This is a genomic window from Catalinimonas alkaloidigena (genome assembly GCF_029504655.1).
GTDB lineage: Bacteria > Bacteroidota > Bacteroidia > Cytophagales > Cyclobacteriaceae > Catalinimonas > Catalinimonas alkaloidigena.
Genome location: NZ_JAQFIL010000001.1, coordinates 942,137 through 965,376, shown reverse-complemented (window position 1 = coordinate 965,376; position 23,240 = coordinate 942,137). Strand labels below are relative to the sequence as shown.

The 23,240-nt window shown below is 39.4% G+C and carries 35 protein-coding genes; all 35 read right to left on the bottom strand.

Annotation, left to right across the window (positions count from 1 at the left end):
* Window positions 1–11: 11 nt before the first annotated feature.
* The 35 genes from carA to rpoC all read right to left on the bottom strand — a co-directional run bounded on the left by carA (window position 12) and on the right by rpoC (window position 23,221).
* A complete protein-coding gene (gene carA, locus OKW21_RS04095; RefSeq protein ID WP_277477565.1) occupies window positions 12–1,112 on the bottom strand; it encodes a glutamine-hydrolyzing carbamoyl-phosphate synthase small subunit in 1,101 nt (366 codons plus the stop codon).
* 99 nt (window positions 1,113–1,211) lie between these two features.
* A complete protein-coding gene (rplQ, locus tag OKW21_RS04090; protein ID WP_277477563.1) occupies window positions 1,212–1,871 on the bottom strand; it encodes a 50S ribosomal protein L17 in 660 nt (219 codons plus the stop codon).
* A 44-nt stretch (window positions 1,872–1,915) separates the two neighbouring features.
* Window positions 1,916–2,908 carry a DNA-directed RNA polymerase subunit alpha gene (locus OKW21_RS04085; protein WP_277477562.1) on the bottom strand — a complete coding sequence of 331 codons (993 nt, stop codon included), beginning with the start codon at window positions 2,906–2,908 and terminating at the stop codon, window positions 1,916–1,918.
* 50 nt (window positions 2,909–2,958) lie between these two features.
* A complete protein-coding gene (rpsD, locus tag OKW21_RS04080; protein ID WP_277477561.1) occupies window positions 2,959–3,564 on the bottom strand; it encodes a 30S ribosomal protein S4 in 606 nt (201 codons plus the stop codon).
* Between the two features lie 16 nt (window positions 3,565–3,580).
* Window positions 3,581–3,973 carry a 30S ribosomal protein S11 gene (gene rpsK / locus OKW21_RS04075; RefSeq protein ID WP_277477560.1) on the bottom strand — a complete coding sequence of 131 codons (393 nt, stop codon included), beginning with the start codon at window positions 3,971–3,973 and terminating at the stop codon, window positions 3,581–3,583.
* Window positions 3,974–3,985: 12 nt separating this feature from the next.
* On the bottom strand, window positions 3,986–4,363 hold the full coding sequence (gene rpsM / locus OKW21_RS04070; protein WP_277477559.1) for a 30S ribosomal protein S13: 378 nt from the start codon (window positions 4,361–4,363) through the stop codon (window positions 3,986–3,988).
* 2 nt (window positions 4,364–4,365) lie between these two features.
* Window positions 4,366–4,482, bottom strand: coding sequence for a type B 50S ribosomal protein L36 (gene ykgO, locus OKW21_RS04065; protein ID WP_277477557.1), 117 nt, complete (start codon window positions 4,480–4,482; stop codon window positions 4,366–4,368).
* Between the two features lie 2 nt (window positions 4,483–4,484).
* On the bottom strand, window positions 4,485–4,703 hold the full coding sequence (infA, locus tag OKW21_RS04060) for a translation initiation factor IF-1 (protein WP_277477556.1): 219 nt from the start codon (window positions 4,701–4,703) through the stop codon (window positions 4,485–4,487).
* Between the two features lie 45 nt (window positions 4,704–4,748).
* Complete coding sequence (gene secY / locus OKW21_RS04055) at window positions 4,749–6,065, bottom strand: preprotein translocase subunit SecY (RefSeq protein ID WP_277477553.1); 1,317 nt, start codon at window positions 6,063–6,065, stop codon at window positions 4,749–4,751.
* Between the two features lie 4 nt (window positions 6,066–6,069).
* On the bottom strand, window positions 6,070–6,516 hold the full coding sequence (gene rplO, locus OKW21_RS04050; protein ID WP_277477551.1) for a 50S ribosomal protein L15: 447 nt from the start codon (window positions 6,514–6,516) through the stop codon (window positions 6,070–6,072).
* 5 nt (window positions 6,517–6,521) lie between these two features.
* Entirely contained in the window at window positions 6,522–6,701 is a 180-nt protein-coding gene (gene rpmD / locus OKW21_RS04045) for a 50S ribosomal protein L30 (protein WP_277477549.1), read from the bottom strand.
* Window positions 6,702–6,705: 4 nt separating this feature from the next.
* A complete protein-coding gene (gene rpsE / locus OKW21_RS04040) occupies window positions 6,706–7,221 on the bottom strand; it encodes a 30S ribosomal protein S5 (protein WP_277477547.1) in 516 nt (171 codons plus the stop codon).
* A gap of 4 nt (window positions 7,222–7,225) precedes the next feature.
* A complete protein-coding gene (rplR, locus tag OKW21_RS04035; RefSeq protein WP_277477546.1) occupies window positions 7,226–7,579 on the bottom strand; it encodes a 50S ribosomal protein L18 in 354 nt (117 codons plus the stop codon).
* Window positions 7,580–7,587: 8 nt separating this feature from the next.
* Window positions 7,588–8,139, bottom strand: a complete 552-nt coding sequence (gene rplF / locus OKW21_RS04030; protein ID WP_277477544.1) for a 50S ribosomal protein L6 — start codon at window positions 8,137–8,139, stop codon at window positions 7,588–7,590.
* Between the two features lie 10 nt (window positions 8,140–8,149).
* Window positions 8,150–8,551, bottom strand: a complete 402-nt coding sequence (gene rpsH, locus OKW21_RS04025) for a 30S ribosomal protein S8 (protein WP_277477542.1) — start codon at window positions 8,549–8,551, stop codon at window positions 8,150–8,152.
* Between the two features lie 72 nt (window positions 8,552–8,623).
* A complete protein-coding gene (gene rpsN / locus OKW21_RS04020) occupies window positions 8,624–8,893 on the bottom strand; it encodes a 30S ribosomal protein S14 (RefSeq protein ID WP_277477540.1) in 270 nt (89 codons plus the stop codon).
* Between the two features lie 6 nt (window positions 8,894–8,899).
* On the bottom strand, window positions 8,900–9,478 hold the full coding sequence (rplE, locus tag OKW21_RS04015; RefSeq protein WP_277477539.1) for a 50S ribosomal protein L5: 579 nt from the start codon (window positions 9,476–9,478) through the stop codon (window positions 8,900–8,902).
* A 2-nt stretch (window positions 9,479–9,480) separates the two neighbouring features.
* Complete coding sequence (rplX, locus tag OKW21_RS04010) at window positions 9,481–9,798, bottom strand: 50S ribosomal protein L24 (protein WP_277477537.1); 318 nt, start codon at window positions 9,796–9,798, stop codon at window positions 9,481–9,483.
* 2 nt (window positions 9,799–9,800) lie between these two features.
* Window positions 9,801–10,169, bottom strand: coding sequence for a 50S ribosomal protein L14 (gene rplN / locus OKW21_RS04005; protein WP_277477535.1), 369 nt, complete (start codon window positions 10,167–10,169; stop codon window positions 9,801–9,803).
* Window positions 10,170–10,172: 3 nt separating this feature from the next.
* Window positions 10,173–10,433: a 30S ribosomal protein S17 gene (gene rpsQ, locus OKW21_RS04000; RefSeq protein WP_277477533.1), complete on the bottom strand. Its 261-nt coding sequence runs from the start codon at window positions 10,431–10,433 to the stop codon at window positions 10,173–10,175.
* Between the two features lie 7 nt (window positions 10,434–10,440).
* Window positions 10,441–10,635, bottom strand: coding sequence for a 50S ribosomal protein L29 (gene rpmC / locus OKW21_RS03995; protein WP_277477530.1), 195 nt, complete (start codon window positions 10,633–10,635; stop codon window positions 10,441–10,443).
* A gap of 2 nt (window positions 10,636–10,637) precedes the next feature.
* Window positions 10,638–11,060, bottom strand: a complete 423-nt coding sequence (gene rplP, locus OKW21_RS03990; protein WP_277477527.1) for a 50S ribosomal protein L16 — start codon at window positions 11,058–11,060, stop codon at window positions 10,638–10,640.
* A gap of 37 nt (window positions 11,061–11,097) precedes the next feature.
* Entirely contained in the window at window positions 11,098–11,823 is a 726-nt protein-coding gene (gene rpsC / locus OKW21_RS03985; RefSeq protein WP_277477525.1) for a 30S ribosomal protein S3, read from the bottom strand.
* A 28-nt stretch (window positions 11,824–11,851) separates the two neighbouring features.
* A complete protein-coding gene (gene rplV, locus OKW21_RS03980) occupies window positions 11,852–12,226 on the bottom strand; it encodes a 50S ribosomal protein L22 (protein ID WP_277477523.1) in 375 nt (124 codons plus the stop codon).
* A gap of 2 nt (window positions 12,227–12,228) precedes the next feature.
* A complete protein-coding gene (rpsS, locus tag OKW21_RS03975) occupies window positions 12,229–12,507 on the bottom strand; it encodes a 30S ribosomal protein S19 (RefSeq protein ID WP_277477521.1) in 279 nt (92 codons plus the stop codon).
* The gene (gene rplB, locus OKW21_RS03970; protein ID WP_277477518.1) at window positions 12,507–13,331 is read right to left on the bottom strand and encodes a 50S ribosomal protein L2; all 825 of its coding nucleotides are present in this window, start codon (window positions 13,329–13,331) and stop codon (window positions 12,507–12,509) included. Before rplB ends, rpsS begins: the two co-directional genes overlap by 1 nt.
* A 19-nt stretch (window positions 13,332–13,350) precedes the next feature.
* Window positions 13,351–13,638 carry a 50S ribosomal protein L23 gene (gene rplW, locus OKW21_RS03965; RefSeq protein WP_277477516.1) on the bottom strand — a complete coding sequence of 96 codons (288 nt, stop codon included), beginning with the start codon at window positions 13,636–13,638 and terminating at the stop codon, window positions 13,351–13,353.
* 3 nt (window positions 13,639–13,641) lie between these two features.
* Window positions 13,642–14,283: a 50S ribosomal protein L4 gene (rplD, locus tag OKW21_RS03960; RefSeq protein WP_277477515.1), complete on the bottom strand. Its 642-nt coding sequence runs from the start codon at window positions 14,281–14,283 to the stop codon at window positions 13,642–13,644.
* 4 nt (window positions 14,284–14,287) lie between these two features.
* On the bottom strand, window positions 14,288–14,926 hold the full coding sequence (rplC, locus tag OKW21_RS03955; protein ID WP_277477513.1) for a 50S ribosomal protein L3: 639 nt from the start codon (window positions 14,924–14,926) through the stop codon (window positions 14,288–14,290).
* 202 nt (window positions 14,927–15,128) lie between these two features.
* The gene (gene rpsJ, locus OKW21_RS03950; RefSeq protein WP_277477511.1) at window positions 15,129–15,434 is read right to left on the bottom strand and encodes a 30S ribosomal protein S10; all 306 of its coding nucleotides are present in this window, start codon (window positions 15,432–15,434) and stop codon (window positions 15,129–15,131) included.
* A 25-nt stretch (window positions 15,435–15,459) separates the two neighbouring features.
* A complete protein-coding gene (gene fusA / locus OKW21_RS03945; protein WP_277477508.1) occupies window positions 15,460–17,598 on the bottom strand; it encodes an elongation factor G in 2,139 nt (712 codons plus the stop codon).
* 3 nt (window positions 17,599–17,601) lie between these two features.
* A complete protein-coding gene (rpsG, locus tag OKW21_RS03940; protein ID WP_277477506.1) occupies window positions 17,602–18,069 on the bottom strand; it encodes a 30S ribosomal protein S7 in 468 nt (155 codons plus the stop codon).
* Between the two features lie 6 nt (window positions 18,070–18,075).
* Window positions 18,076–18,450, bottom strand: a complete 375-nt coding sequence (gene rpsL, locus OKW21_RS03935; protein ID WP_277477503.1) for a 30S ribosomal protein S12 — start codon at window positions 18,448–18,450, stop codon at window positions 18,076–18,078.
* A 97-nt stretch (window positions 18,451–18,547) separates the two neighbouring features.
* Window positions 18,548–18,883 carry a DUF3467 domain-containing protein gene (locus OKW21_RS03930; RefSeq protein WP_277477501.1) on the bottom strand — a complete coding sequence of 112 codons (336 nt, stop codon included), beginning with the start codon at window positions 18,881–18,883 and terminating at the stop codon, window positions 18,548–18,550.
* A 3-nt stretch (window positions 18,884–18,886) separates the two neighbouring features.
* Window positions 18,887–23,221, bottom strand: a complete 4,335-nt coding sequence (gene rpoC / locus OKW21_RS03925) for a DNA-directed RNA polymerase subunit beta' (RefSeq protein ID WP_277477499.1) — start codon at window positions 23,219–23,221, stop codon at window positions 18,887–18,889.
* Window positions 23,222–23,240: the final 19 nt, after the last annotated feature.

The window sequence follows — 23,240 nt, the reverse complement described above, 5'->3', positions numbered from 1 at the left end:
AATGTTATGGATTAAGTATTCATCAGCTTCACGAATTGATCAAAAAGATAACGTGAATCATGAGGACCAGGTGACGATTCAGGGTGGTATTGTACTGAAAATGCTTTTTTGTCCAGCATTTTAATGCCTGCCACAGTATTATCATTTAAATTGATGTGTGTCACCTTGAGATTTTTCATCTTCTCAGCCTCTTCCAAGTTTACTGAGAAACCATGGTTCTGAGAAGTAATTTCACTTTTACCAGTCTCTAAATTTTTTACCGGATGATTTAATCCACGATGACCGTGATGCATTTTGTAGGTAGAAATATTATTTGCTCTTGCTAAGATCTGGTGACCTAGACAAATGCCAAACAAGGGGCGATCTTCTTCTAAAATCTTCTTTACGGTGTCTACAGCGTATTCCATAGCTCCGGGATCCCCTGGTCCGTTGGACACGAAATACCCATCAGCCCCCCATGCTTTAATCTTTTCATAGCTTGTTTTGGCGGGGAAAATTTTGCAATAACAACCACGCTCGGTAAGGTTTTTCAAGATGCTTGTCTTAATCCCCAAATCAATTACTGCCACTTTTTTTGGAGCACTCTCATGTCCATAATAATACTCGTCCTTAGTACATACTTGGGAGGAAAGTTCCAGCCCAGCCATTGAAGGAACCTCATCTAATATTTTCTTCAACTCTTTGAGATCAGTAAGTTCTGAGGAAATTACTGCATTCATAGCTCCCTTAGACCTGATATGTCTGACAAGCTTTCTTGTATCTATATTCGTAATACCGACAATTCCAGCATTTTCTAAAAAATGCTGAAGATCATGATCAGCTTTTTCACGGCTATAAACATTAGAAAAATCATTTACAACCAAAGCGCTAATTTTCGGCGTATTAGACTCCTGTTCAGAATCCAAGACTCCATAATTACCAATATGAGAGGTTGTATTGACGATTATCTGACCATAATATGAAGGATCGGTGTAAATTTCTTGGTAACCGGACATACCAGTGTTAAAACAAATTTCTCCACCTTTAGTCCCAATTTTTCCTATTGCATTACCATGAAAATATGTGCCATCTTCAAGGAGTAAGACAGCTGTTGCTTTTTTGTCGGGCTTCATAGGGTAGTTTTGAGCAATTTTAATAATAAACTAATAAAAAAAAAGGGATTAAGCTGTTGACTAAAACAGCTTAACCCCTCTATAAAGGATAATATGATGCTATTTGTTCTCTTTATCTTCAGAATCACTGGAATCGTCTGCTTCTTTAGATTGATCATCTGCTTTACCTTCAACTTTTTCATCTGTTGTTGAAGCTTCTTTTTTTTCTTCTACTTCAGTGGTTTCAGCTTCATCAGTTACTGTATCTCCAGCAGTAGTAGGTTGAGACTCTTTCTTATCTTCTACCTCTGTTGCTTCTGCAGTTGACGACTTAGCTTCACTTTTAGAAGAACTTTTCTTACCAGATCTACGACTTCTCCTAGTGCTTTTCTTCTTAGTAGTATCCTCCTGCATGTATGTCTCATTGAAGTCAACCAACTCAATCAAACACATATCCGCATTGTCTCCAAGACGGTTACCTAGCTTTATGATACGAGTATATCCACCGGGCCTTTCAGCTACTCTTTCAGCTACTTCATTAAAAAGTACTTGGGCTGAAGTTTTATCTTGTAAATATGAGAATACAACCCTTCTGGAATGGGTGGTATCTGCCTTAGACCTGGTTATCAAAGGCTCTACATATTTCCTTAACGCCTTCGCTTTAGCCACAGTAGTGGTGATCCGTTTATGAAGAATCAAAGACGAAGCCATATTTGCCAACATCGCTTTACGATGGGGTGCGGTACGTCCTAAATGGTTAAATTTTTTTGCGTGTCTCATTACTTCCTTGCTATTTACTTCAGCTAACTGCTTCTGCTACGAGATTAATCTTCTTCTAGTTTATATTTACTCACATCCATTCCGAATGTCAAATTCTTATCTGCTATGAGCTGCTCTAATTCTGCCAATGATTTTTTACCAAAGTTACGAAACTTCATCATGTCAGAAATCTCAAGCTGTGCTAGATCTCCTAGAGTTTTCACATCAGCTGCTTTTAAACAGTTGTATGCTCTTACTGAAAGGTCTAAATCATTGAGAGGTGTCTTCAAAAGCTTTCTCATATGAAGCATTTCCTCATCTACAGTATCTGGCTCACCCTGTTGAGGTGTTTCCAAAATCATGTTCTGATCAGAGAATAACATAAAATGTTTGATCAGAATATTTGCGGCTCCTTTTAGGGCATCTTCAGGGTGAATTGAACCATCAGTCTCTATATCCAGAATAAGCTGTTCATAGTCAGTACGTTGTTCAACCCTGGTATTTTCTACACTAAACTTCACATTTTTGATTGGAGTAAAGATGGAATCTATTGCTATCACTCCATAACTCTGATCATTCTGCTTATTTTCTTCAGAAGGCACATATCCTCTACCTTTCTCAACATAGAGCTCAATTTCCACATCCAGTGATTCATCCATATGACAGATCACATGATCAGGATTAAGAACTTCAAATGAAGTTACATGCTCTTGAATATCAGCACCGGTAAAACTGGACTGATTTTTTATAGGAATCACAATTTTGTTATCTACGAAGTCATCAGTGACTTTCTTAAAGCGCACTTTTTTCAGACTCAAAATAATTTCAGAGACATCTTCAACTATTCCTTCTACTGTAGAAAACTCATGCATTACTCCAGGCATTTTAACACCTGTGATTGCATAGCCTTCCAGTGATGACAACAAAATTCTTCTTAGTGCATTACCAACAGTAACCCCATAACCTCTTTCTAATGGCTTGAAAGTGAACAGACCATGAAAGTTGTCTGCCTTTTCCATTACCACCTTTTCAGGCATTTGAAATGCTAGTATTGACATATTTGTTAGGTATACTTCGTTTAAAAATTGAGACGAAAAAACGTATAAACTTACTTAGAGTAAAGTTCAACAATCAACTGCTCTTGTAAGTTCTCTGGTATTTCATCTCTTTGAGGAACATTATTAAATCTTCCTGCCATTTGAGATTTATCCCATTCTAACCAGCTAAAACGGTTTGCACTATGTGTGGCTAAACTGTTGGTGATAGCTTCCAAAGATTTTGATTTTTCTCTTACACCTACTAAATCACCTGGCTTTACCTGAAATGAAGGTACATTAACCACTTCCCCATTGACAGTGATATGCTTATGACTTACCAGTTGTCTGGCACCTCTTCTGGTAGGCGCAATGCCTAGTCTAAACACAACATTATCAAGCCTAGATTCAAGTAATTGCAAAAGGATTTCACCAGTAATACCCTGGCTACTGTTTGCTTTTTCAAAAAGATTTGCAAACTGTCTTTCTAATACACCATAGGTATACTTAGCTTTTTGTTTAGCCATAAGCTGAATTGCATATTCTGACTGCTTACGACGTCTTCCTCGGCCATGCTGCCCGGGAGGGTATCCCTTCTTCTGCAGCGCTTTGCTTGGGCCGAATATAGGATCATTAAATTTTCTTGCTACTTTAGACTTAGGGCCTCTATATCTTGCCATAATCGTGTATCGTATTTTATACTCTTCTTCTTTTAGGTGGGCGGCAACCGTTATGCGGTAGGGGAGTTACATCTTTAATCATAGTAACTTCCAAGCCTGTATTCTGTAGGGTTCTGATTGCTGATTCACGTCCGGCGCCAGGTCCTTTGATGAATACTTCAACCTTACGCATTCCCAGATCGTAAGCAGTTTGAGCGCAGTTAGCTGCAGCAGTTTGAGCTGCGTAAGGCGTATTTTTCTTAGAACCTTTGAAACCCATCTTACCTGCCGATGCCCATGACACTACTTGTCCTGACATGTTGGTAATAGAGATAATGATATTATTAAATGAAGCTTTAATATGAGCTTGCCCTACGGCCTCAACCGCAACCACTCTCTTTTTTGCTTTATCTTTTCTTTTCTGAGCCATAACTATTTAACTCTACTTAGTAGCTTTCTTTTTATTTGCAACTGTCTTACGCTTACCTTTGCGTGTACGTGCGTTATTCTTTGTCTTTTGTCCTCTAACAGGAAGACCTTTACGATGTCTTAAGCCACGGTAACAACCAATATCCATCAGTCGCTTTATACTCATTTGTACCTCAGATTTAAGTACACCTTCCACTTTGAATTCGTTAGCGATAATGCTACGAATGGCATTGGACTCTTCGTCATCCCACTCTCCAACTTTCTTACTCCAGTCAATACCTGCTTGAGTAAGAATGTTTTGAGCAGAGCTCTTACCAATGCCAAAGATATAGGTAAGACCTATTTCTCCTCTTTTATTATCGGGGATATCTACGCCTGCAATTCTAGCCATAATTAACCTTGTCTTTGCTTAAATCTAGGGTTCTTCTTATTAATAACGTATAACTTGCCCTTCCTTCTGACAATTTTGCAGTCGGAACTGCGCTTTTTAATAGATGCTTTTACTTTCATAGTTACTTATATCTGTATACTATTCGTCCTTTAGTTAAATCATAAGGTGACATTTCAAGCTTTACTCTGTCACCAGGTAATATTTTGATATAGTTCATTCTCATCTTACCAGATATATGGGCAATTACCTGGTGGCCATTTTCAAGCTCAACTCTAAACATTGCATTAGACAATGCTTCCGTTATAGTACCATCTTGTTCTATTGATGCTTGTTTAGCCATATATATTTAAATTCAGGTTCCTTTTAGGTATAAAAAAATTTAATATCAAGCAACAGCAGCGTTTTCAGACCTACCTTTAATCCTACCAGACTTCATCATACCTTCGTAATGACGCATTAACAGATAGCTCTCAATTTGCTGAAGTGTATCCAGTATTACTCCTACCATAATGAGTAATGAGGTTCCACCGTAGAAATATGAAAACTCTGTGGTTATTCCTGCAACACTCGCAATAGCTGGCATAATAGCTATTATTGCTAAAAACAAAGATCCTGGTAATGTAATCCTTGATAGTACTGAGTCAATGAATTCTGCCGTAGGCTGACCAGGTTTCACCCCGGGGACAAAGCCCCCATTACGTTTCATATCATCCGCAATCTGCTTTGAATTAATCGTAATTGCGGTATAGAAAAATGTAAAAAGAATTATTAACACCCCAAATACTAAATTGTACTGCCATGATGTAAAATCAGCAAAGGTACTACCAATGGACTGCGCCAGATCATTACTGTCTGCCCAGATGCTAGCAATCAGTCCAGGAAGAAACATCAATGATTGCGCAAATATGATAGGCATTACCCCTGAAGCATTTACTTTTAGTGGGATATATTGACGTTGCCCACCATAAACTTTATTCCCTACCACTTGCTTGGCATACTGTACAGGTATACGCCTTACCGCCTGGGTTAGCATAACTGCCGCCATTACAACAAAGAACAATGCAACGATCTCAATAACAAATAGGAGTGCTCCATTCATGCCTTTAGATAGGAATTCTGCTACTATCGCTCCTGGAAAACGAGAAATAATACCAATCATAATCAGCATTGAGATACCGTTTCCAATCCCTTTATCAGTGATTTTTTCTCCTAACCACATACAAAAGATAGTACCTGAGGTTAGAATAATAAGTGCGGAAACAGTAAAGAAAAATCTATCTATTAATATCGCCTCAGCAGGTACCGCATAAGACAGGTAACCAATGCCCTGACCAAAAGTAATGAAGATGGTCAACACTCTGGTAATTTGCGTAATTTTCTTTCTGCCGGAATCACCCTCTTTCTGTAATCTCTGAAAATAAGGTACTGCTACTGTAAGTAGCTGAATTACGATAGAAGCAGAAATGTAGGGCATGATTCCCAGCCCAAAAATAGAAGCATTACTAAATGCTCCTCCTAAAAAAGTATCTAATAAGCCAAATATACCACCAGCATCTCCCTCTAATCGTGAAGGGTCTACCCCAGGTAATACAACGAAAGACCCTAATCTGAAAATGATTAAAAAGCCTAAAGTATTAAGTATTCTGGTCCTGAGCTCTTCAATTGAAAATATATTCCTTATGGTGGTAATAAATTTCTTCATGGCTCTATAGTTTTTTAACTGATCCTCCAACTGCCTCTATCGCTTTTTCAGCCGAAGCAGAAAAAGCATGTGCTTCAACCTCTATCTTAGCTGAAAGCTCACCGTTTCCTAAAACTTTTACTTTATCGTTTTTTCCCACAAGTCCATGCTTATGCAGGCTCTCTAAAGTAAAAGAAGTCTCACCAGACTTTTCGGATAAGCGCTGAAGCTGATCTATGTTGATAGCGCTGTAAGAAGTTCTATTTGGGTTTCTAAAACCAAATTTAGGCACTCTTCTTTGAAGTGGCATTTGACCACCTTCAAAACCTGCTTTTGTCTTGTAACCTGATCTCGACTTAGCACCTTTATGTCCTCTGGAAGCAGTACCTCCAAAGCCTGAACCGGCACCTCTTCCCAATCTTTTTTTCGTCTTTACAGACCCTTGAGCTGGTTTAATTGTATGTAAATTCATTTATATTAAGCTTCTGTAACGTTAACCAAATGAGATACCTTAGATACCATTCCGCTGATTTGAGGTGTGTTCTCCAATTCAACAGTTTTATTAATTTTTCCTAAGCCTAAAGCCTGAATAGTGGCCTTTTGTTTTTTAGGTCGCTTTATAGAGCTTTTAACCTGAGTAATTTTGATTTTTGCCATGGTATTAACCGTTAAAAACTTTTTCTAAAGTAACACCTCTTTGTTCAGCAACCGCATAAGGATCACGCATATTAGATAATGCGTCAAAAGTTGCTTTTACCACATTATGCGGATTCGAAGATCCTTTTGACTTAGCCAAAACATCATGCACTCCGGCACTTTCCAATACGGCACGCATAGCACCACCTGCTATAACTCCTGTACCAGGAGATGCTGGTTTAATAAGGACAAAACCTCCGCCAAACTTCCCTAGAGTTTCATGAGGAATAGTTCCTTTAAGTATAGGTACCTTTAGAAGATTTTTCTTCGCATCATCAACTCCTTTGGTAATTGCATCTGTCACTTCATTGGCTTTACCTAATCCATAACCTACAACTCCATCTCCATTTCCAACTACTACTATTGCTGCGAAACTAAACCTTCTACCTCCTTTAACAACTTTTGCAACTCTCTTAATTGCAACTACGCGTTCTTTGAGGTCAATTTCACTAGCTTTTACTGATCTTACGTTTTGTGCCATTTAATTAAAATTTTAATCCTCCTTCTCTAGCACCTTCAGCTAAAGCTTTCACTTTTCCATGATAAATATAGCCTCCTCTATCAAATACAACCTGAGAAATTCCATTAGCAACTGCTTTTTCAGCTATTTTTTTACCAACCTCTTTGGCAATATCTAAATTAGCATTATTGGCTTCCATTTCTAGTGAGGTTGCATAGGCTAAGGTATTACCAAGTTCATCATTGATAATCTGGGCATAAATAGCTTTATTACTCTTATATACTGACAAACGAGGACGTTCAGTAGTTCCGCTCAGCTTTCTGCGGATACTTTTTCTTATCTTAAGTCTTCTTTGAAGCTTTTTATTACTAACAGCCATTGGTATAATTATTTACTTGCCGTCTTACCAGCCTTACGTCTGATTCTTTCTCCTACAAACCTTACACCTTTACCTTTATAGGGTTCTACAGGTCTCAGGGATTTTATCTTTGCAGCTACCTGTCCGATCAACTGCTTATCATAACTCTCTAAAGTGATCGTAGGATTTTTACCTTTAGCAGTTTCAGCAGATGCATTTATGCCCTCAGGTAAACCCATAAAAATATTATGTGAGTAACCTAAGTTTAACTCGAGGACATTTTGTTGTACAGTAGCTCTGTATCCAACTCCCACTAGTTCTAATTGCTTCTGATATCCTTTATCAACACCTTCTATCATATTATAGATAAGTGCTCGGTACAGGCCATGTAAAGCTTTATGTCTTTTTTGCTCAGTAGGCCTGTGTAAACGGATTTGGTTATCCTCAATTTTAACTTCTATATCCTTATCTACCACTTGAGTCAATTCACCTTTGGGCCCTTTAACCGTGATCACATTTTTATTATTTGTGACGGTGACTCCTTGCGGTATCTCTATGGCTAATTTTCCTATACGTGACATATTCTATAATTTAATAGACGTAACATAGAACCTCACCACCCACATTTAGCTCTCTTGCTTCCTTATCTGTAATTACTCCTCTTGAAGTAGATAAGATAGCTAAGCCTAGCCCATTAAGCACGCGTGGCAAATTTTCTGCACTGGTATATTTTCTCAAACCAGGCTTACTGATTCTTTCCAGATGCACAATGGCTGAGTTTTTATTTTTAGGATTGTACTTAAGTGCAATCTTAATTACTCCCTGATGGCCGGTACCATCTTCAAACTTATAGTTTTGAATATATCCCTTATCGTGAAGCACCTTGGTAATTTCCTTTTTAATGTTGGAAGCCGGTATTTCCACGATTCTGTGTCTTGCCTTGATGGCATTCCTGACTCTTGTCAAATAATCTGATATGGGATCGGTTATCATTATAGCTAAATATTACATGCTCTTGAAAAAACGAAGTGCAAAGGTAAAACTTTTTTTAATAAACTAAAACTTTTACCAGCTTGCTTTGGTCACACCTGGTATTTTTCCATTAGATGCCATTTCTCTGAAAGTAACCCTAGAAATACCAAACTTTCTCATATAACCTTTAGGTCTGCCAGTTAGCTTGCAGCGATTATGCAAACGCACGGGAGAAGCATTTTTAGGCAATTTGTCTAATGCTTCATAATCCCCATTGGCTTTAAGTTCAGCCCTTTTCTGGGCATATTTCTCGACTAACCTTTTTCTCTTTCTTTCTCTTGCTATTACTGATTTTCTAGCCATAGTTATTTATCGATTATTTGAGCTATTGGCAAATGGCATTCCCATTGTCTTTAGCAATTCATAACATTCTTCGTCGGTATTAGCATTCGTAACAAATGTAATATCCATTCCAGAAATACGATTTACTTTATCGATGCTAATTTCAGGGAAAATGATTTGCTCTTTTACGCCTAATGTATAGTTTCCTCTTCCGTCAAACCCTTTATCATTTACTCCTCTAAAATCTCTTACTCGAGGAAGAGCAACATTTAATAGACGATCCAAAAATTCATACATTTTATTACCTCTTAAGGTAACTTTGGCACCAATCGGCATTCCCTCACGAAGTTTGAAGTTAGATACTGACTTCTTTGCATAAGTAGGAACTGCTTTCTGTCCGGAAATGGATGATAATTCTTCCACACCAACATCTACAAGCTTCTTATCTGCTACTGCAGCGCCAATTCCTTTATTGATACAAACTTTCTCAATACGAGGGACTTGCATTATGGATTTATAACCAAACTTTTCATTCAAAGCTGGAACAATCTCTTCAAGATATTTAGTTTTCAGCCTTGGTATATATGTCTCTGTAGTAGTTGCCATTTCTAAATAAATTCACCGGTTTTTTTTGAATACCTTTGGAGCTTGCCCTTATCATTCTTTTTTCTACCCATGCGAGAAGGTTCACCAGTTGAAGGGTCAATTACCATCAGTTTACTTACATGAATCGGCGCTTCCTGTTCACTTCTTCCTCCTTCAGGATTCTGTGCAGAAGGCTTAACATGTTTCATCACCATATTAATTCCTTCTACGATAGCTTTATTTTTCTCAGGAAGGACTTCCAGTACCTTAGCAGTTCGGCCTTTGTGGTTTCCAGCAATTATCTTGACTGTGTCTTCCTTCTTGATATGTAGCTTTTTCATAATTATAATACTTCTGGTGCGAGTGAAACAATTTTCATAAACTGCTTTTCGCGCAGTTCACGTGCCACAGGTCCAAATATACGTGTGCCACGAGGTTCATCATTTGCAGTAAGTAACACTGCCGCATTTTCTTCAAAACGAATGTAAGAGCCATCTTTTCTGCGAACTTCTTTTTTAGCTCTTACGATCACTGCTCTTGAAACAGTTCCTTTCTTCAAATTGCTTGAAGAAAGAGCGGACTTAACGGTAACGATAATCTTATCTCCGACGGAGGCATATCTTTTACCTGTACCACCTAAAACACGAATGCAAAGTACTTCCTTTGCACCGCTGTTATCCGCTACATTCAGTCTGGATTCTTGCTGTATCATTGTTTATTTAGCTCTTTCTAAAATTTCTAATAAACGCCAGCGCTTATTTTTGCTAAGCGGTCTCGTCTCCATTATTCTAACAGTATCACCGATACCACACTCATTTTTTTCATCATGAGCCATAAACCTGGTTGTCTTACCTATGAATTTACCATAGATAGGATGCTTAAGTTTTCTTTGTACAGCAACTGTAACGGACTTATCCATCTTATTACTGACAACCAAACCAATTCTTTCTTTTCTTAAATTTCTTTCGGTACTCATAAAGCACTTATTTAGCTAACTCTTTAGCTTTTAGTTCAGTTTTTAAACGGGCAACGAGCTTGCGTGATGCTCTGATTTTCATGGGATTTTCAATAGGAGAAATACCATGCGCAAATTTCAGCTTCAAGAGAGTTTCCCTCTCTGCCTCTAATTTTTCAAGAAGTTCCTCTTTACTAAGAGATTTAATTTCTGAATTTTTCATATCTATTGTCCGGCGTAATCTCTACGTACACTAAATTTTGTCTTCACAGGTAATTTTTGAGCAGCTAATCTAAGCGCCTCTTGAGCTACTGCTGTAGTAACACCTGTAACCTCAAAAAGGATACGACCTGGCTTCACCGTGGCTACCCAATATTCAGGAGCACCTTTACCTTTACCCATACGAACCTCTGCAGGTTTCTTGGTGACTGGTTTATCAGGAAAAATGCGAATCCACACCTGACCTTCTCTTTTCATAAAGCGAGTCATAGCAATACGAGCAGCCTCAATTTGTCGGCTGTTGATCCAACCCGGCTCAAGTGTTTTTAGGGCAAAGTTTCCGAAAGCAATGGTATGTCCTCTTTGAGCAATACCTTTGACTCTTCCTTTTTGCTTTTTTCTATATTTAGTTCTTTTCGGTTGTAACATGTTTCAGAATGTTAAATTTCAGTGATTGATGGTGATCTTACTTTTTTCTCCTTCTGCTTCTTCTCTCACCGCGTCCTCCTCCACTGTTACCTCTGCTTTCCTGCTGCTGACCGCCAACATTGGGAGAAAGATCTCTTTTGCCATAAACCTCACCTTTAAACACCCAAACTTTTACACCTATCTTACCATAAACAGTCTGAGCTTCAGTAAGTGCATAATCAATATCTGCTCTAAGCGTATGCAAAGGAATTCTTCCTTCCTTATATTGTTCAGTACGAGCCATTTCAGCCCCACCTAATCTACCAGAAACTTTAATTTTAATTCCTTGCGCACCCACACGTAGTGCTGAAGCTAAAGCCTGTTTCATGGCACGGCGGTATGAAATACGAGCTGCTAACTGTTGAGCAATAGAAGCACTAATGAGTTTAGCATCTAATTCAGGACGCTTAATTTCATAGATGTTAATCTGTACATCCTTACCGGTAAGTTTTTTCAACTCCTCTTTCAGACGATCAACTTCTGAACCTCCTTTACCGATAACTACTCCAGGACGAGCAGTATGAATGGTAAGCGTAATACGTTTTATAGTACGCTCAATTACTACTTTAGATATACCTCCTCTGGGCAGACGAGCATCTATGTATTTTCTTATTTCGTGGTCTTCAACCAGTTTGTTAGAGAAATCTTTACCGCCATACCAGTTAGAATCCCATCCTTTTACAATTCCTAGTCTAAAACCTATAGGATTTATTTTCTGTCCCATTTAAGCTACTTTATTAGTTCCTTTGCTTTTATTCTTTGTCTTCAGATGTTTCCGCTACTTCATTATGGCTATCTACCACCAAAGTAATGTGATTGGAGCGCTTGCGAATACGGTGTGCACGTCCTTGAGGAGCAGGTCTTAACCTCTTCAGTATTCTCCCGCCATCTACTTTCACCTCTTTCACAAATAGGTCTGCATCCTCTAACCTCGCATCCTCATTCTTTTCCTGCCAATTAGCTACTGCAGATAACAGTAACTTCTCCATTTTAGGAGCGCCTTGCTTAGCTTCAAATTTCAAAATATTCAGTGCTTCGCTGACTTTACGTCCGCGAATCATATCAGCCACAAGCCTCATCTTACGAGGTGGTGTAGGCACATTATTTAACTTAGCTATTGCTTCCATGATTATCTTTTTCCTTTATCTTTTTTAGAGATATGACCTCGGAAATTCCTAGTAGGAGCAAACTCTCCAAGTTTATGCCCTACCATATTTTCAGTTACATACACCGGAATGAATTTATTTCCGTTATGAACAGCAAACGTGTGTCCGACAAAGTCTGGAGAAACCATGGAACGACGTGACCAAGTTTTGATCACTGACTTTTTATTGGATTGATTCATTGTATCAACCTTCTTCTCCAATCGGAAATCTATATATGGTCCTTTTTTTAGAGAACGTGCCATTATTTTTTCTTTCTACTGATGATTAAACGATTAGAATACTTCTTAGGCGTTCTGGTTTTTTGGCCTTTAGCTTTGAGTCCGTTTCTTGAGCGAGGATGACCACCTGATGCTCTACCTTCACCACCTCCCATGGGGTGATCTACAGGGTTCATTACTACACCCCTTACTCTTGGTCTTCTACCTTTCCACCTTTTTCTTCCTGCTTTTCCAAGCGTTTCGTTCATGTGATCTACATTAGACACTGAACCAACAGTAGCTAAACATGCACTCAAAACCATTCTCATTTCGCCAGAAGGAAGTTTTAAAGTTGCATACTTACCTTCACGGGCTAATAGCTGTGCATACGAACCTGCACTTCTTGCAAGCTGACCTCCTTTGCCGGGAGTAATCTCAATATTATGGACAATGGTACCCAAGGGAATTGATGCAAGAGGGAGAGCATTGCCTACTTCTGGAGCCACCTCTTTTCCCGCAATTACCTGCTGCCCAACCTCAATCCCTACCGGAGCTATAATATATGTTTTGGTTCCATCTGCATAATAAAGCAAAGCTAAACGAGCTGAACGATTAGGATCATACTCAATTGCTTTTACTGTTGCAGGGACATCTGTTTTACTCCTCTTGAAATCAACTACACGTATTTTACGCTTATGTCCACCTCCAAGGTATCGCATTGTCATGCGTCCCTTGTTGTTTCTACCGCCTGATTTCTTTAAAGTAACAAGCAGAGACTTTTCTGGTTCCTTTTTACTTACGTCAGAAAAACTGGGAACTAATCTATGTCTCTGTCCTGGAGTTGTCGGCCTTAATTTCTTTATTGCCATAGCACTCTAATATTCTTAATTATATTCCACTATAAAAATCTATAATCTCACCTTCCGCTACCTGAACAATAGCTTTTTTGAAAGAAGGTTTTCTTCCACTAATTACTCTAGTTTTAGTATAGCGGCTCTTCTCTTTGCCCATGTAATTCATGGTACGAACTTTCTCAACCGTAACACCGTACATTTTTTCAACAGCTTCACGAATTTGAACTTTATTGGCCCGCCGGTCTACTATGAACCCATACTTACCACTTTCGTTCAATTCAGAAATTTTTTCTGTTACCAAAGGCTTTTTTAATATATCCATAAATTATGCGGTAACTTTTGAGTTAAACATGGATTCTATTTTCTCCACTGCTCCTTCGCTGATTATTAAGTGGCTAGCACTCATGATCTCATAAGTGTTAAGCTTTTCAACTGTCACCACTTTAGTATTTGCGATATTACGAGAAGAGAGATACACATTAGTCTTTACATTGTCTACCACCAACAATGACTTTTCTTGCTGAACTGCAAGTGAAGACAGTATATTAAGGAATGACTTAGTTTTAGGAGTATCTATGTCAAAGCTCTCAACTATAGTTACCTTTTCATCTTTTGCTTTATAAGTCAAAGCAGATTTACGGGCAAGTTTCTTTAACTTTTTGTTCAACTTGAAACCATAGTCACGTGGACGAGGACCAAACACCCTACCGCCACCTCTGAAAATGGGTGACTTCATGCTACCAGCACGAGCAGTACCTGTACCCTTTTGCCTTTTAATTTTTTTGGTAGAACCCGCAATTTCAGCTCTTTCCTTAGATTTGTGAGTCCCTTGACGCTGATTTGCTAGATATTGTTTTACATCAAGATATATAGCATGGTCACTAGGCTCAACAGCGTAGATATCATCTAAAAGCTCTACTGACTTACCAGTATCTTCTCCCTTTATATTTTTTATATTAACTTTCATGATATTACTTCTCTAATACGATGTAAGAGTTTTTTGAACCAGGCACGGAACCACTTACTAAAATCAAATTCTTTTCAGGTACTATTTTTAGTACTCTGAGGTTAATCATTTTAACCCTTCTTCCACCGGTTCTACCAGCCATACGCATCCCTTTGAATACGCGTGAGGGGAAAGAACATGCACCTATAGATCCAGGAGCCCTTCCACGATTGTGCTGTCCATGCGTTGCCTGGCCGACACCACCAAAACCATGTCTTTTCACAACTCCCTGAAAACCTTTACCTTTTGATGTACCTATTGCATCCAGAAACTCCCCTTCTTTAAATACTTCACCAACAAGAATTTCTTTCCCAAGTTTTACACCATCATCATCTTCGAATTCTACCCTGAAGTCTCTGAATTCCACTACTTTCTTCTTTGGAGTAGTTTTGGCTCTATCAAAGTGGCCCTTAAGCGCTCTTGGCGTGTTTTTATCTTTTCTCTCGCCATAAGCTAACTGGACGGCTGTATAGCCATCAGTATCTTCGTTCTTGACATGCGTAATCACGCAGGGACCAGCTTCTATCAACGTGCATGCGACGCTTCGTCCATCGGCACCGTAGACGCTAGTCATACCGATTTTTTTTCCAATTATTCCTGACATTTTCTAATTATTAACTTTCTATTTTCAGGCGTTTTTTCCGTAAAAGACTGCAAATTTAGATAATTATTTCTTCCTTATCAAATTATTACACCTGCTTATTTGATGTAAATTTTGATTTTTTTACTAAGCGTATCTACTATGAACATAAAAAAGAACCAATTCTACGGGAGAATTGGCTCTTTCAATAAATATATATATTCAATTATACCTTGATCTCTACATCAACTCCACTCGGAAGTTCAAGTTTCATTAAAGCATCTACAGTTTTAGTGCTGCTAGAATAAATATCTACCAACCTTTTGTAAGTGCAAAGCTGAAACTGTTCACGAGCTTTTTTGTTGACGTGCGGTGAACGCAACACAGTAAATATTTCTTTACGGGTAGGCAACGGAATAGGACCACTTACCACAGCACCTGTTGTCTTTACTGCACGTACTATCTTCTCAGAGGATTTATCCACTAAGTTATGATCGTATGACTTAAGTTTAATGCGAATTTTCTGATTCATGATATTTATATACTCAGAATTGTTTCTAACTTTTTACTGCTTCACCGTTTGCTTTCGCTATGATCGTCTCTGCGATGTTTGTAGGAACAGGATCATAGTGAGAGAAAGTAAGACTGGCTACTGCTCTTCCAGATGATATTGTTCTTAAGTCAGTGATATATCCAAATAGTTCTGACAAAGGTACATCTGCTTTTAATATCTGTCCACCACCTTTTGAATCCATACCTTTCATCAAACCTCTTCTTTTATTGAGGTCACCTGTAACAGGACCGGTGTACTCTTCAGGACATACAACTTCTACTGCCATAATAGGTTCAAGCAATACTGGCTTAGCCTTTTTAGCTGCGGCTTTGTATCCCAACCTTGCAGCCATTTCAAACGAAATAGCATCTGAGTCAACATCGTGGAATGAACCATCATAAAGCTTCACTCTCATTGCTTCAATTGGATAACCAGCCAAAGGTCCATTAGACATCGCAGCCTCAAAACCTTTCTGTACAGAAGGAATAAATTCTTTAGGAATTTTACCACCTACAATTGCATTTTGAAACTCAAGACCAGGTTTTTCATCTTCTTTCGGTCCGATTTCAAATACAATATCAGCGAATTTACCTTTACCACCTGACTGCTTCTTGTAAACTTCTTTATGATCCACTGTCGCAGTGATAGCTTCTTTATATGCCACCTGGGGAGCTCCTTGGTTGATCTCAACCTTAAACTCTCGCTTCAAACGGTCAATAATAATATCAAGATGCAGCTCTCCCATTCCTCTTAGGATAGTCTGACCTGTTTCATGATCAGTATTAACCTGTAATGTAGGATCTTCTTCAACTAATTTTGCAACAGCCATTCCCAATTTATCTACATCTTCCTGAGATCTCGGCTCAATAGCATATCCAATTACTGGCTCAGGAAAACTCATAGACTCAAGCACAATTTTATGCTTTTCGTCTGTAAGTGTATCACCTGTCTTGATATCTTTAAAACCTACACCAGCAGCAATATCACCTGCTTCCACCGCTTGAATTTGATTCTGCTTGTTGGCATGCATTTGGAGGAGACGAGAAATACGCTCCTTCTTATCGGTTCTCATGTTATGGATATAAGATCCTGCTTCCAGTTTACCTGAATAAACACGGAAGAATGCCAAGCGTCCAACATAAGGGTCGGTAGCGATTTTAAATGCTAATGCAGAAAATGGCTCATCCGGATCAGGCTTACGTGTCATTTTCTTCTCTTCATTATCTGGATCATGTCCTATCACTGGAGGCATGTCCAATGGAGAAGGCAAATATTCACAAACCGCGTCTAACAGCGCCTGAACTCCTTTATTTTTGAAAGCAGAGCCACAGAGAACCGGTGAGAATGACATGTCTATCACCGCCTTACGGATTGCTTCCATCATTTCCTCTACAGAAATTGAATCAGGATCCTCAAAGAATTTTTCAAGCAATGTATCATCATATTCAGCTACTGACTCAATCAAATTCTGACGCCATTCATTTGCAGTCTCCTTCAATTCTTCAGGAATATCCATATATTTATATGTCATTCCGAAGTTCTCCTCATCCCAAATAATGGCCTTATTAACAATCAAATCCACCACCCCTTTGAATGTATCTTCAGCGCCGATAGGAATCTGCAAAGGCACAGGCTTAGCTTTAAGTTTATCCTGAATTTCTTTGATTACATTAAAGAAATCCGCACCTGCACGATCCATTTTGTTCACAAAACAGATTCTGGGGACTTTATATTTATCGGCCTGGCGCCACACTGTTTCGGACTGAGGTTCAACACCTGATACTGCACAGAAAAGTGCAATTGCTCCATCTAATACACGCAATGAACGCTCCACTTCTACAGTAAAGTCAACGTGACCGGGAGTGTCAATAATATTTACTCTATAATCTTTAGTATCATCTACTGGCTCACCTTGCTCCATTGGATATTTCCAGAAAGTTGTGGTAGCAGCCGAAGTAATCGTGATACCTCGCTCCTGCTCCTGCTCCATCCAGTCCATGGTAGCTGCACCTTCATGAACTTCACCAATTTTATGAGTCAAACCAGTGTAAAATAAGATGCGCTCAGTAGTCGTAGTTTTTCCGGCATCAATGTGCGCCATGATGCCTATATTACGTAAAAATCGTAAGTCTCTCTTTGCCATTTCTTAAAACTTAAAGTGTGAGAACGCTTTATTTGCTTCCGCCATTCTGTGAGTATCATCTTTTTTCTTCACAGCTGCACCTTCTCCTTTTGAAGCCGCCACTATTTCGCCAGCTAATCTTTGAGCCATAGTTTTTTCTCCACGCAATCTTGCGTAACGAATCATCCATTTAATCCCCAAAGAAACTTTTCTTGAAGGGCGAACTTCTAAAGGAACCTGAAAAGTTGCTCCTCCTACCCTTCTACTTTTGACCTCAACAGATGGCGTAATGTTACCTAATGCTTTCTTCCAAACCTCTAAACCGTTCTCATTAGTTCGCTCTTCTACAATTTTTATTGCATCATAGAAAATAGTATATGCCACGCTTTTTTTTCCATCTACCATCATGTAGTTTACAAAGCGGGTTACCTGTGTATCTTTAAATTTAGGATCGGGTAATACATACCGTTTCTTAGGTTTCGTCTTCCTCATAGCGGATTATTTTTTCGGTCTTTTTGCTCCATACTTAGATCTTGCCTGCAGTCTACCATTTACTCCAGCGGTATCCAATGCTCCTCTAATGATGTGATACCTCACACCAGGTAAGTCTTTTACTCTTCCGCCACGAATAAGAACAATAGAGTGCTCCTGAAGGTTGTGACCCTCTCCCGGAATATAAGCATTAACTTCTCTTCCATTGGTAAGCCTTACCCTGGCTACTTTACGCATGGCCGAGTTAGGTTTCTTAGGAGTAGTTGTATACACACGAGTACACACACCACGTCTTTGAGGACAGGCATCCAGCGCAGGAGACTTTGATTTGGAAGTTAATTTTTTCCTTCCTTTCCTTACTAATTGCTGTATAGTCGGCATTAATTTCTTACGTTTACGTACTGCTTTTGCAAATTAAGGTGCAAAGCTACGGATAATGTTAATGTAAAACAAATTGAATACTGTGATTTTATGCTTATTAAGCTTCTCCGATTGTACCTCCAAAATTTATTGGGAACTTCGGTGTATCATTGTTTTGCTTAATAGGCCCAAAGGCTTCCTCAAATTTATCAATATTATCTTTGAGGGCCAACAGTAGCCTTTTAGCATGCTCTGGTGTAACAATGATTCTCGACTTTACTTTTGCCTTGGGCGTTCCAGGCATCAGCCTGATAAAGTCTATTACAAATTCACTGTTAGAGTGAGCTATAGTAGCCAGATTAGCATACTCCCCTTCAGCCATTTCTTCTGAAAGTTCAATACTAATCTGGTTACGTTTGTTTGTACTTTTTTCTTCTTTGTGATCTTCAGCCATGGATTAACTATTTGTTTCCATTGTGCTTACATTCTCCTCTTTCCTTCCTTCACGAGAAGTCTTCAACTGCTCATATTCCTCTTTGGAGTGAACAATAATCTTGTTGTATGCACGGGTTCCAGTACCTGCAGGGATAGGATGTCCAACAATAATATTTTCCTTTAACCCTTTTAGTTCATCGCGCTTACCACGAATTGAAGCTTCACTTAGTACTTTGGTAGTTTCCTGAAATGAAGCCGCTGACAAGAAGCTCTCCGTACCTAAAGATGACTGCGTGATACCCTGAAGTGTAGGTTTTGCCAAAGCAGGCTCAGCATCTCTCACCTGAACCGTCTTTTTATCCTGACGCTTCAAGGATGAGTTTTCATCTCTCAGCTGACGTTGAGTAACGATCATACCTGGCTTCAGCTTTGTAGAGTCCCCTACATCTAATACGACTTTCTTGTCAAGGATAGAATCATTTTCTTCTCTGAAGCTAAATTTATCTACCACCTGTCTTCTTAAGAAACTAGTATCCCCCTCATCTTCAATCTCAACTTTCTGCATCATCTGGCTTACAATTACCTCAATGTGCTTATCGTTGATTTTTACTCCCTGTAAGCGATATACTTCCTGAATTTCATCTACCAGATACTCCTGAACTGCAGTGGGACCTTTGATAGATAATATGTCAGCAGGTGTGATTGCACCATCAGAAAGTGCCATACCAGCTTTCACATAGTCATTATCTTGTACCAATATGTGCTTAGAAAGCGGTACTAAATACCTTTTCTTGACACCATCTTTGGACTCAATAAATATCTCACGATTACCTCTTTTTACTCCGCCGTAAGTGACTGCACCATTGATAGCACTAACCACAGCAGGATTAGAAGGATTACGCGCTTCAAAAAGTTCAGTTACTCTAGGCAAACCACCAGTAATATCCCTTGATTTACTCATCATACGAGGGATCTTCACCAATACTTGACCTGCTCTTACAGAGTCTCCTTTGTCTACTGCCAAGTGTGCCCCTACTGGTATGTTATAAGCCTTAGGCTCATCCAGTTCTGACTTCTTGGTAGGATTGATTAGGATAGCCGGGTTTTTAGTTTTATCCTTAGTCTCAGTGATTACTTTTTCTCGGTGTCCGGTATGTTCGTCAAACTCCTCTTTGTAAGTAATCCCCTGCTCGATGGACTCAAAATCTACCGTACCCTCATACTCTGAAAGTATTACAGCATTGTATGGATCCCAGTTGCAAAGCTCCTGTCCTTTCTTCACTTTCTCACCGTCTTTTACCTTAAGGAAAGATCCATAAGGGACGTTGTTACTGGAGAAAACTTTACCACTCTTTTCATCAACAATCTTAACTTCTCCAGATCTACCCATCACTACAGTCTTCTCTTCACCTTCCTCATCCGTGGTTTTTAAATACTTGATCTCCTCGTATTCTACAATACCGTCAAATTTAGACTTAATCATCGCATCTACTGCAATGTTTGAAGCTGTACCACCCACGTGGAATGTTCTTAACGTAAGCTGCGTACCTGGTTCACCAATAGACTGAGCAGCAATCACTCCTACAGCTTCTCCAATCTGTACCATTTGTCCTGATGCCAGGTTTCTACCGTAGCACTTAGAACAGATACCATGACGCGTCTCACAAGTCAGCGGAGAACGAATCTCCATTTCATCTATACCGCTATTATCAATGCGTTGGGCAATTTCTTCAGTAATTTCCTCACCGGATTTTACCAGTACCTCATTGGAAACAGGGTCAAACTCATCGTTTACTGATACACGACCAAGAATCCTCTCAGACAGCGGCTCAACAATTTCTTCATTGTCTTTCAGTGCGGCAACTCTCAAACCTCTTACCGTTCCACAGTCAAAATCGCGAATTACCACATCCTGAGCTACATCCACTAGTCGGCGAGTCAAGTAACCGGCATCTGCAGTTTTCAATGCTGTATCCGCCAGACCTTTACGCGCACCGTGGGTTGAGATAAAGTACTCTATTACGTCCAGTCCTTCTTTAAAGTTGGAAAGAATTGGGTTTTCAATAATCTCTCCTACTGAACCTTGTAGGTTTTTCTGGGGCTTTGCCATCAATCCTCTCATTCCACCCAACTGCCTGATCTGCTCACGAGAGCCTCTTGCTCCAGAGTGCATCATCATATAGATGGAGTTAAATCCCTGACGGTCTTCTTCCATCTGTTTCATGAGTGCACCTGTAATCTGAGAGTTTACTCTCGTCCAGATGTCAATGACCTGATTATATCGCTCGTTGTCAGTGATCAATCCCATGAAGTAGTTATTTTTCACAGCATCTACTTCATTCTTAGCCTGTTCAACGAGGTTATCTTTTTGTTCGGGAACCACAATATCATCCAAACCGAATGATAAGCCACCTTTGTAAGCAGATTGAAAACCAAGCTCTTTTATGTCATCTAAGAACTTAGCAGCTCTTGAAACCCCAGCAATTTTGAATACCGTTGCAATAATCTGCTGAAGTTTTTTCTTAGTTAACAACTCATTCACATATCCAACCTCCTCAGGAATCAACTGATTAAAAATCACTCGTCCTGCTACTGTATCAACTAACTGTTCACTGAACTCACCTGTCTCAAGGTCTCTGACCTTTGTCTTTACTTTGATGTGAGCATGTTTGGAGATACGCTTCTCGTTGATCGCAATGATAACTTCCTCAGGAGAGTAGAAAGTCATCCCTTCTCCTTCTACTGCTAATTCTTTGGTGCTCTTTCTTCCTTTCGTTACATAATAAAGACCTAATACCATGTCCTGAGAAGGTACTGTAATAGGTGCACCATTGGCAGGGTTCATAATATTATGAGAAGAAAGCATCAGCATGGAAGCCTCTAATATCGCTTCATGTCCCAGAGGCACGTGTACCGCCATTTGGTCACCGTCAAAGTCAGCGTTAAAAGCTGTACATACTAAGGGGTGAAGCTGAATAGCTTTTCCTTCTATCAGCTTAGGCTGGAATGCCTGTATACCCAGACGGTGAAGTGTAGGAGCACGGTTAAGCATAACCGGATGTCCTTTCAGTACATTTTCCAGAATATCCCAAACAACCGGGTCTTTGCGGTCTACAATTTTCTTGGCAGACTTAACAGTTTTTACTATGCCACGCTCGATCAATTTGCGGATAATAAACGGTTTGAATAGCTCCGCTGCCATATCTTTAGGCAGACCGCACTCATGCATTTTTAGCTCAGGACCCACCACAATAACAGAACGACCGGAATAGTCAACACGCTTACCCAGTAGGTTTTGACGGAAGCGCCCCTGCTTACCTTTAAGCATATCGCTCAAAGATTTCAGTGCACGGTTTCCATCAGAGCGCACTGCATTCACTTTGCGTGAATTATCAAATAATGAATCTACTGCTTCCTGAAGCATACGTTTCTCGTTTCTAAGAATTACTTCAGGTGCTTTAATATCTATTAGACGCTTCAGACGGTTGTTTCTGATGATTACCCTACGATAGAGGTCGTTCAAATCAGAGGTAGCGAATCTTCCACCATCCAATGGTACCAAAGGACGCAATTCGGGAGGAATCACAGGCACCATTTTGATTACCATCCACTCGGGGCGGTTCTCAATTCTGGTTTTAGCATCGCGGAAAGATTCCACTACTTTCAGGCGCTTCAATGCTTCTGCTTTACGCTGCTGCGAAGTATCCGTTTGTGCCTGATGTCTTAAGCTATATGATAATTCATCCAGTTCCAGACGGGCCAATAGCATTTCTAATGCATCTGCACCCATCTTAGCAATAAATTTATTAGGATCAGTATCGTCCAGCTTCTGGTTGTCAGCAGGTAATTTATCGATGATATCCAGATATTCATCTTCAGTCAAGAAATCCAAGTAGCTGATCCCATCTTCTGCTTTGATACCAGGCTGGATTACCGCATATCTTTCGTAATAGATGATCTGATCAAGCTTCTTGGTAGGAAGGCCAAGCAGATAACCTATTTTATTAGGAAGTGATCTAAAATACCAGATGTGTGCTACAGGTACTACTAGCTCAATATGCCCCATTCTTTCACGGCGCACTTTTTTCTCAGTAACCTCTACACCACATCTATCACATATAATACCTTTATATCTAATTCTCTTATATTTCCCGCAGTGGCATTCCCAGTCTTTTACAGGACCGAAGATACGCTCACAAAACAAACCTCCCATTTCAGGCTTATAAGTCCTGTAATTAATGGTTTCTGGTTGTGTTACCTCACCATGAGAGCTTTCCAGTATTGACTCAGGAGAAGCCAAACTGATAGTCACATTGGAGAAATCATTAGAGATTTTTCTATTTTTCTTGAATGCCATAGGTGAATGTTTATTTCAT

Bases quoted from the DNA above. Each gene is read 5' to 3' on its own strand.
- rplR (WP_277477546.1), bottom strand. From the start codon at position 7,579: ATGGCTGTTAGTAATAAAAAGCTTCAAAGAAGACTTAAGATAAGAAAA.
- rpsK (WP_277477560.1), bottom strand. From the start codon at position 3,973: ATGGCTCAGAAAAGAAAAGATAAAGCAAAAAAGAGAGTGGTTGCGGTT.
- rplQ (WP_277477563.1), bottom strand. From the start codon at position 1,871: ATGAGACACGCAAAAAAATTTAACCATTTAGGACGTACCGCACCCCAT.
- rpoC (WP_277477499.1), bottom strand. From the start codon at position 23,221: ATGGCATTCAAGAAAAATAGAAAAATCTCTAATGATTTCTCCAATGTG.
- rplN (WP_277477535.1), bottom strand. From the start codon at position 10,169: ATGATACAGCAAGAATCCAGACTGAATGTAGCGGATAACAGCGGTGCA.
- rplC (WP_277477513.1), bottom strand. From the start codon at position 14,926: ATGTCAGGAATAATTGGAAAAAAAATCGGTATGACTAGCGTCTACGGT.
- rplE (WP_277477539.1), bottom strand. From the start codon at position 9,478: ATGGCAACTACTACAGAGACATATATACCAAGGCTGAAAACTAAATAT.
- rplF (WP_277477544.1), bottom strand. From the start codon at position 8,139: ATGTCACGTATAGGAAAATTAGCCATAGAGATACCGCAAGGAGTCACC.
- rpsG (WP_277477506.1), bottom strand. From the start codon at position 18,069: ATGAGGAAGACGAAACCTAAGAAACGGTATGTATTACCCGATCCTAAA.
- ykgO (WP_277477557.1), bottom strand. From the start codon at position 4,482: ATGAAAGTAAAAGCATCTATTAAAAAGCGCAGTTCCGACTGCAAAATT.
- rpsD (WP_277477561.1), bottom strand. From the start codon at position 3,564: ATGGCAAGATATAGAGGCCCTAAGTCTAAAGTAGCAAGAAAATTTAAT.
- rplD (WP_277477515.1), bottom strand. From the start codon at position 14,283: ATGAAAGTTAATATAAAAAATATAAAGGGAGAAGATACTGGTAAGTCA.
- rplV (WP_277477523.1), bottom strand. From the start codon at position 12,226: ATGGAAGCAATAGCTAAGTTAAATAATGTGCCTACACCACCTCGTAAG.
- rpsC (WP_277477525.1), bottom strand. From the start codon at position 11,823: ATGGGACAGAAAATAAATCCTATAGGTTTTAGACTAGGAATTGTAAAA.
- OKW21_RS04085 (WP_277477562.1), bottom strand. From the start codon at position 2,908: ATGTCAATACTAGCATTTCAAATGCCTGAAAAGGTGGTAATGGAAAAG.
- rpsQ (WP_277477533.1), bottom strand. From the start codon at position 10,433: ATGAGTACCGAAAGAAATTTAAGAAAAGAAAGAATTGGTTTGGTTGTC.
- secY (WP_277477553.1), bottom strand. From the start codon at position 6,065: ATGAAGAAATTTATTACCACCATAAGGAATATATTTTCAATTGAAGAG.
- fusA (WP_277477508.1), bottom strand. From the start codon at position 17,598: ATGGCAAAGAGAGACTTACGATTTTTACGTAATATAGGCATCATGGCG.
- OKW21_RS03930 (WP_277477501.1), bottom strand. From the start codon at position 18,883: ATGGCTGAAGATCACAAAGAAGAAAAAAGTACAAACAAACGTAACCAG.
- rpsE (WP_277477547.1), bottom strand. From the start codon at position 7,221: ATGGCACAAAACGTAAGATCAGTAAAAGCTAGTGAAATTGACCTCAAA.
- rplO (WP_277477551.1), bottom strand. From the start codon at position 6,516: ATGAATTTACATACAATTAAACCAGCTCAAGGGTCTGTAAAGACGAAA.
- rpsL (WP_277477503.1), bottom strand. From the start codon at position 18,450: ATGCCGACTATACAGCAATTAGTAAGGAAAGGAAGGAAAAAATTAACT.
- rpsM (WP_277477559.1), bottom strand. From the start codon at position 4,363: ATGGCTAGAATTGCAGGCGTAGATATCCCCGATAATAAAAGAGGAGAA.
- rpsN (WP_277477540.1), bottom strand. From the start codon at position 8,893: ATGGCTAGAAAATCAGTAATAGCAAGAGAAAGAAAGAGAAAAAGGTTA.
- rplW (WP_277477516.1), bottom strand. From the start codon at position 13,638: ATGGATATATTAAAAAAGCCTTTGGTAACAGAAAAAATTTCTGAATTG.
- rpsS (WP_277477521.1), bottom strand. From the start codon at position 12,507: ATGGCACGTTCTCTAAAAAAAGGACCATATATAGATTTCCGATTGGAG.
- rplB (WP_277477518.1), bottom strand. From the start codon at position 13,331: ATGGCAATAAAGAAATTAAGGCCGACAACTCCAGGACAGAGACATAGA.
- rplX (WP_277477537.1), bottom strand. From the start codon at position 9,798: ATGAAAAAGCTACATATCAAGAAGGAAGACACAGTCAAGATAATTGCT.
- rpsJ (WP_277477511.1), bottom strand. From the start codon at position 15,434: ATGAATCAGAAAATTCGCATTAAACTTAAGTCATACGATCATAACTTA.
- rpsH (WP_277477542.1), bottom strand. From the start codon at position 8,551: ATGATAACCGATCCCATATCAGATTATTTGACAAGAGTCAGGAATGCC.
- rplP (WP_277477527.1), bottom strand. From the start codon at position 11,060: ATGTTACAACCGAAAAGAACTAAATATAGAAAAAAGCAAAAAGGAAGA.
- rpmD (WP_277477549.1), bottom strand. From the start codon at position 6,701: ATGGCAAAAATCAAAATTACTCAGGTTAAAAGCTCTATAAAGCGACCT.
- carA (WP_277477565.1), bottom strand. From the start codon at position 1,112: ATGAAGCCCGACAAAAAAGCAACAGCTGTCTTACTCCTTGAAGATGGC.
- rpmC (WP_277477530.1), bottom strand. From the start codon at position 10,635: ATGAAAAATTCAGAAATTAAATCTCTTAGTAAAGAGGAACTTCTTGAA.
- infA (WP_277477556.1), bottom strand. From the start codon at position 4,703: ATGGCTAAACAAGCATCAATAGAACAAGATGGTACTATAACGGAAGCA.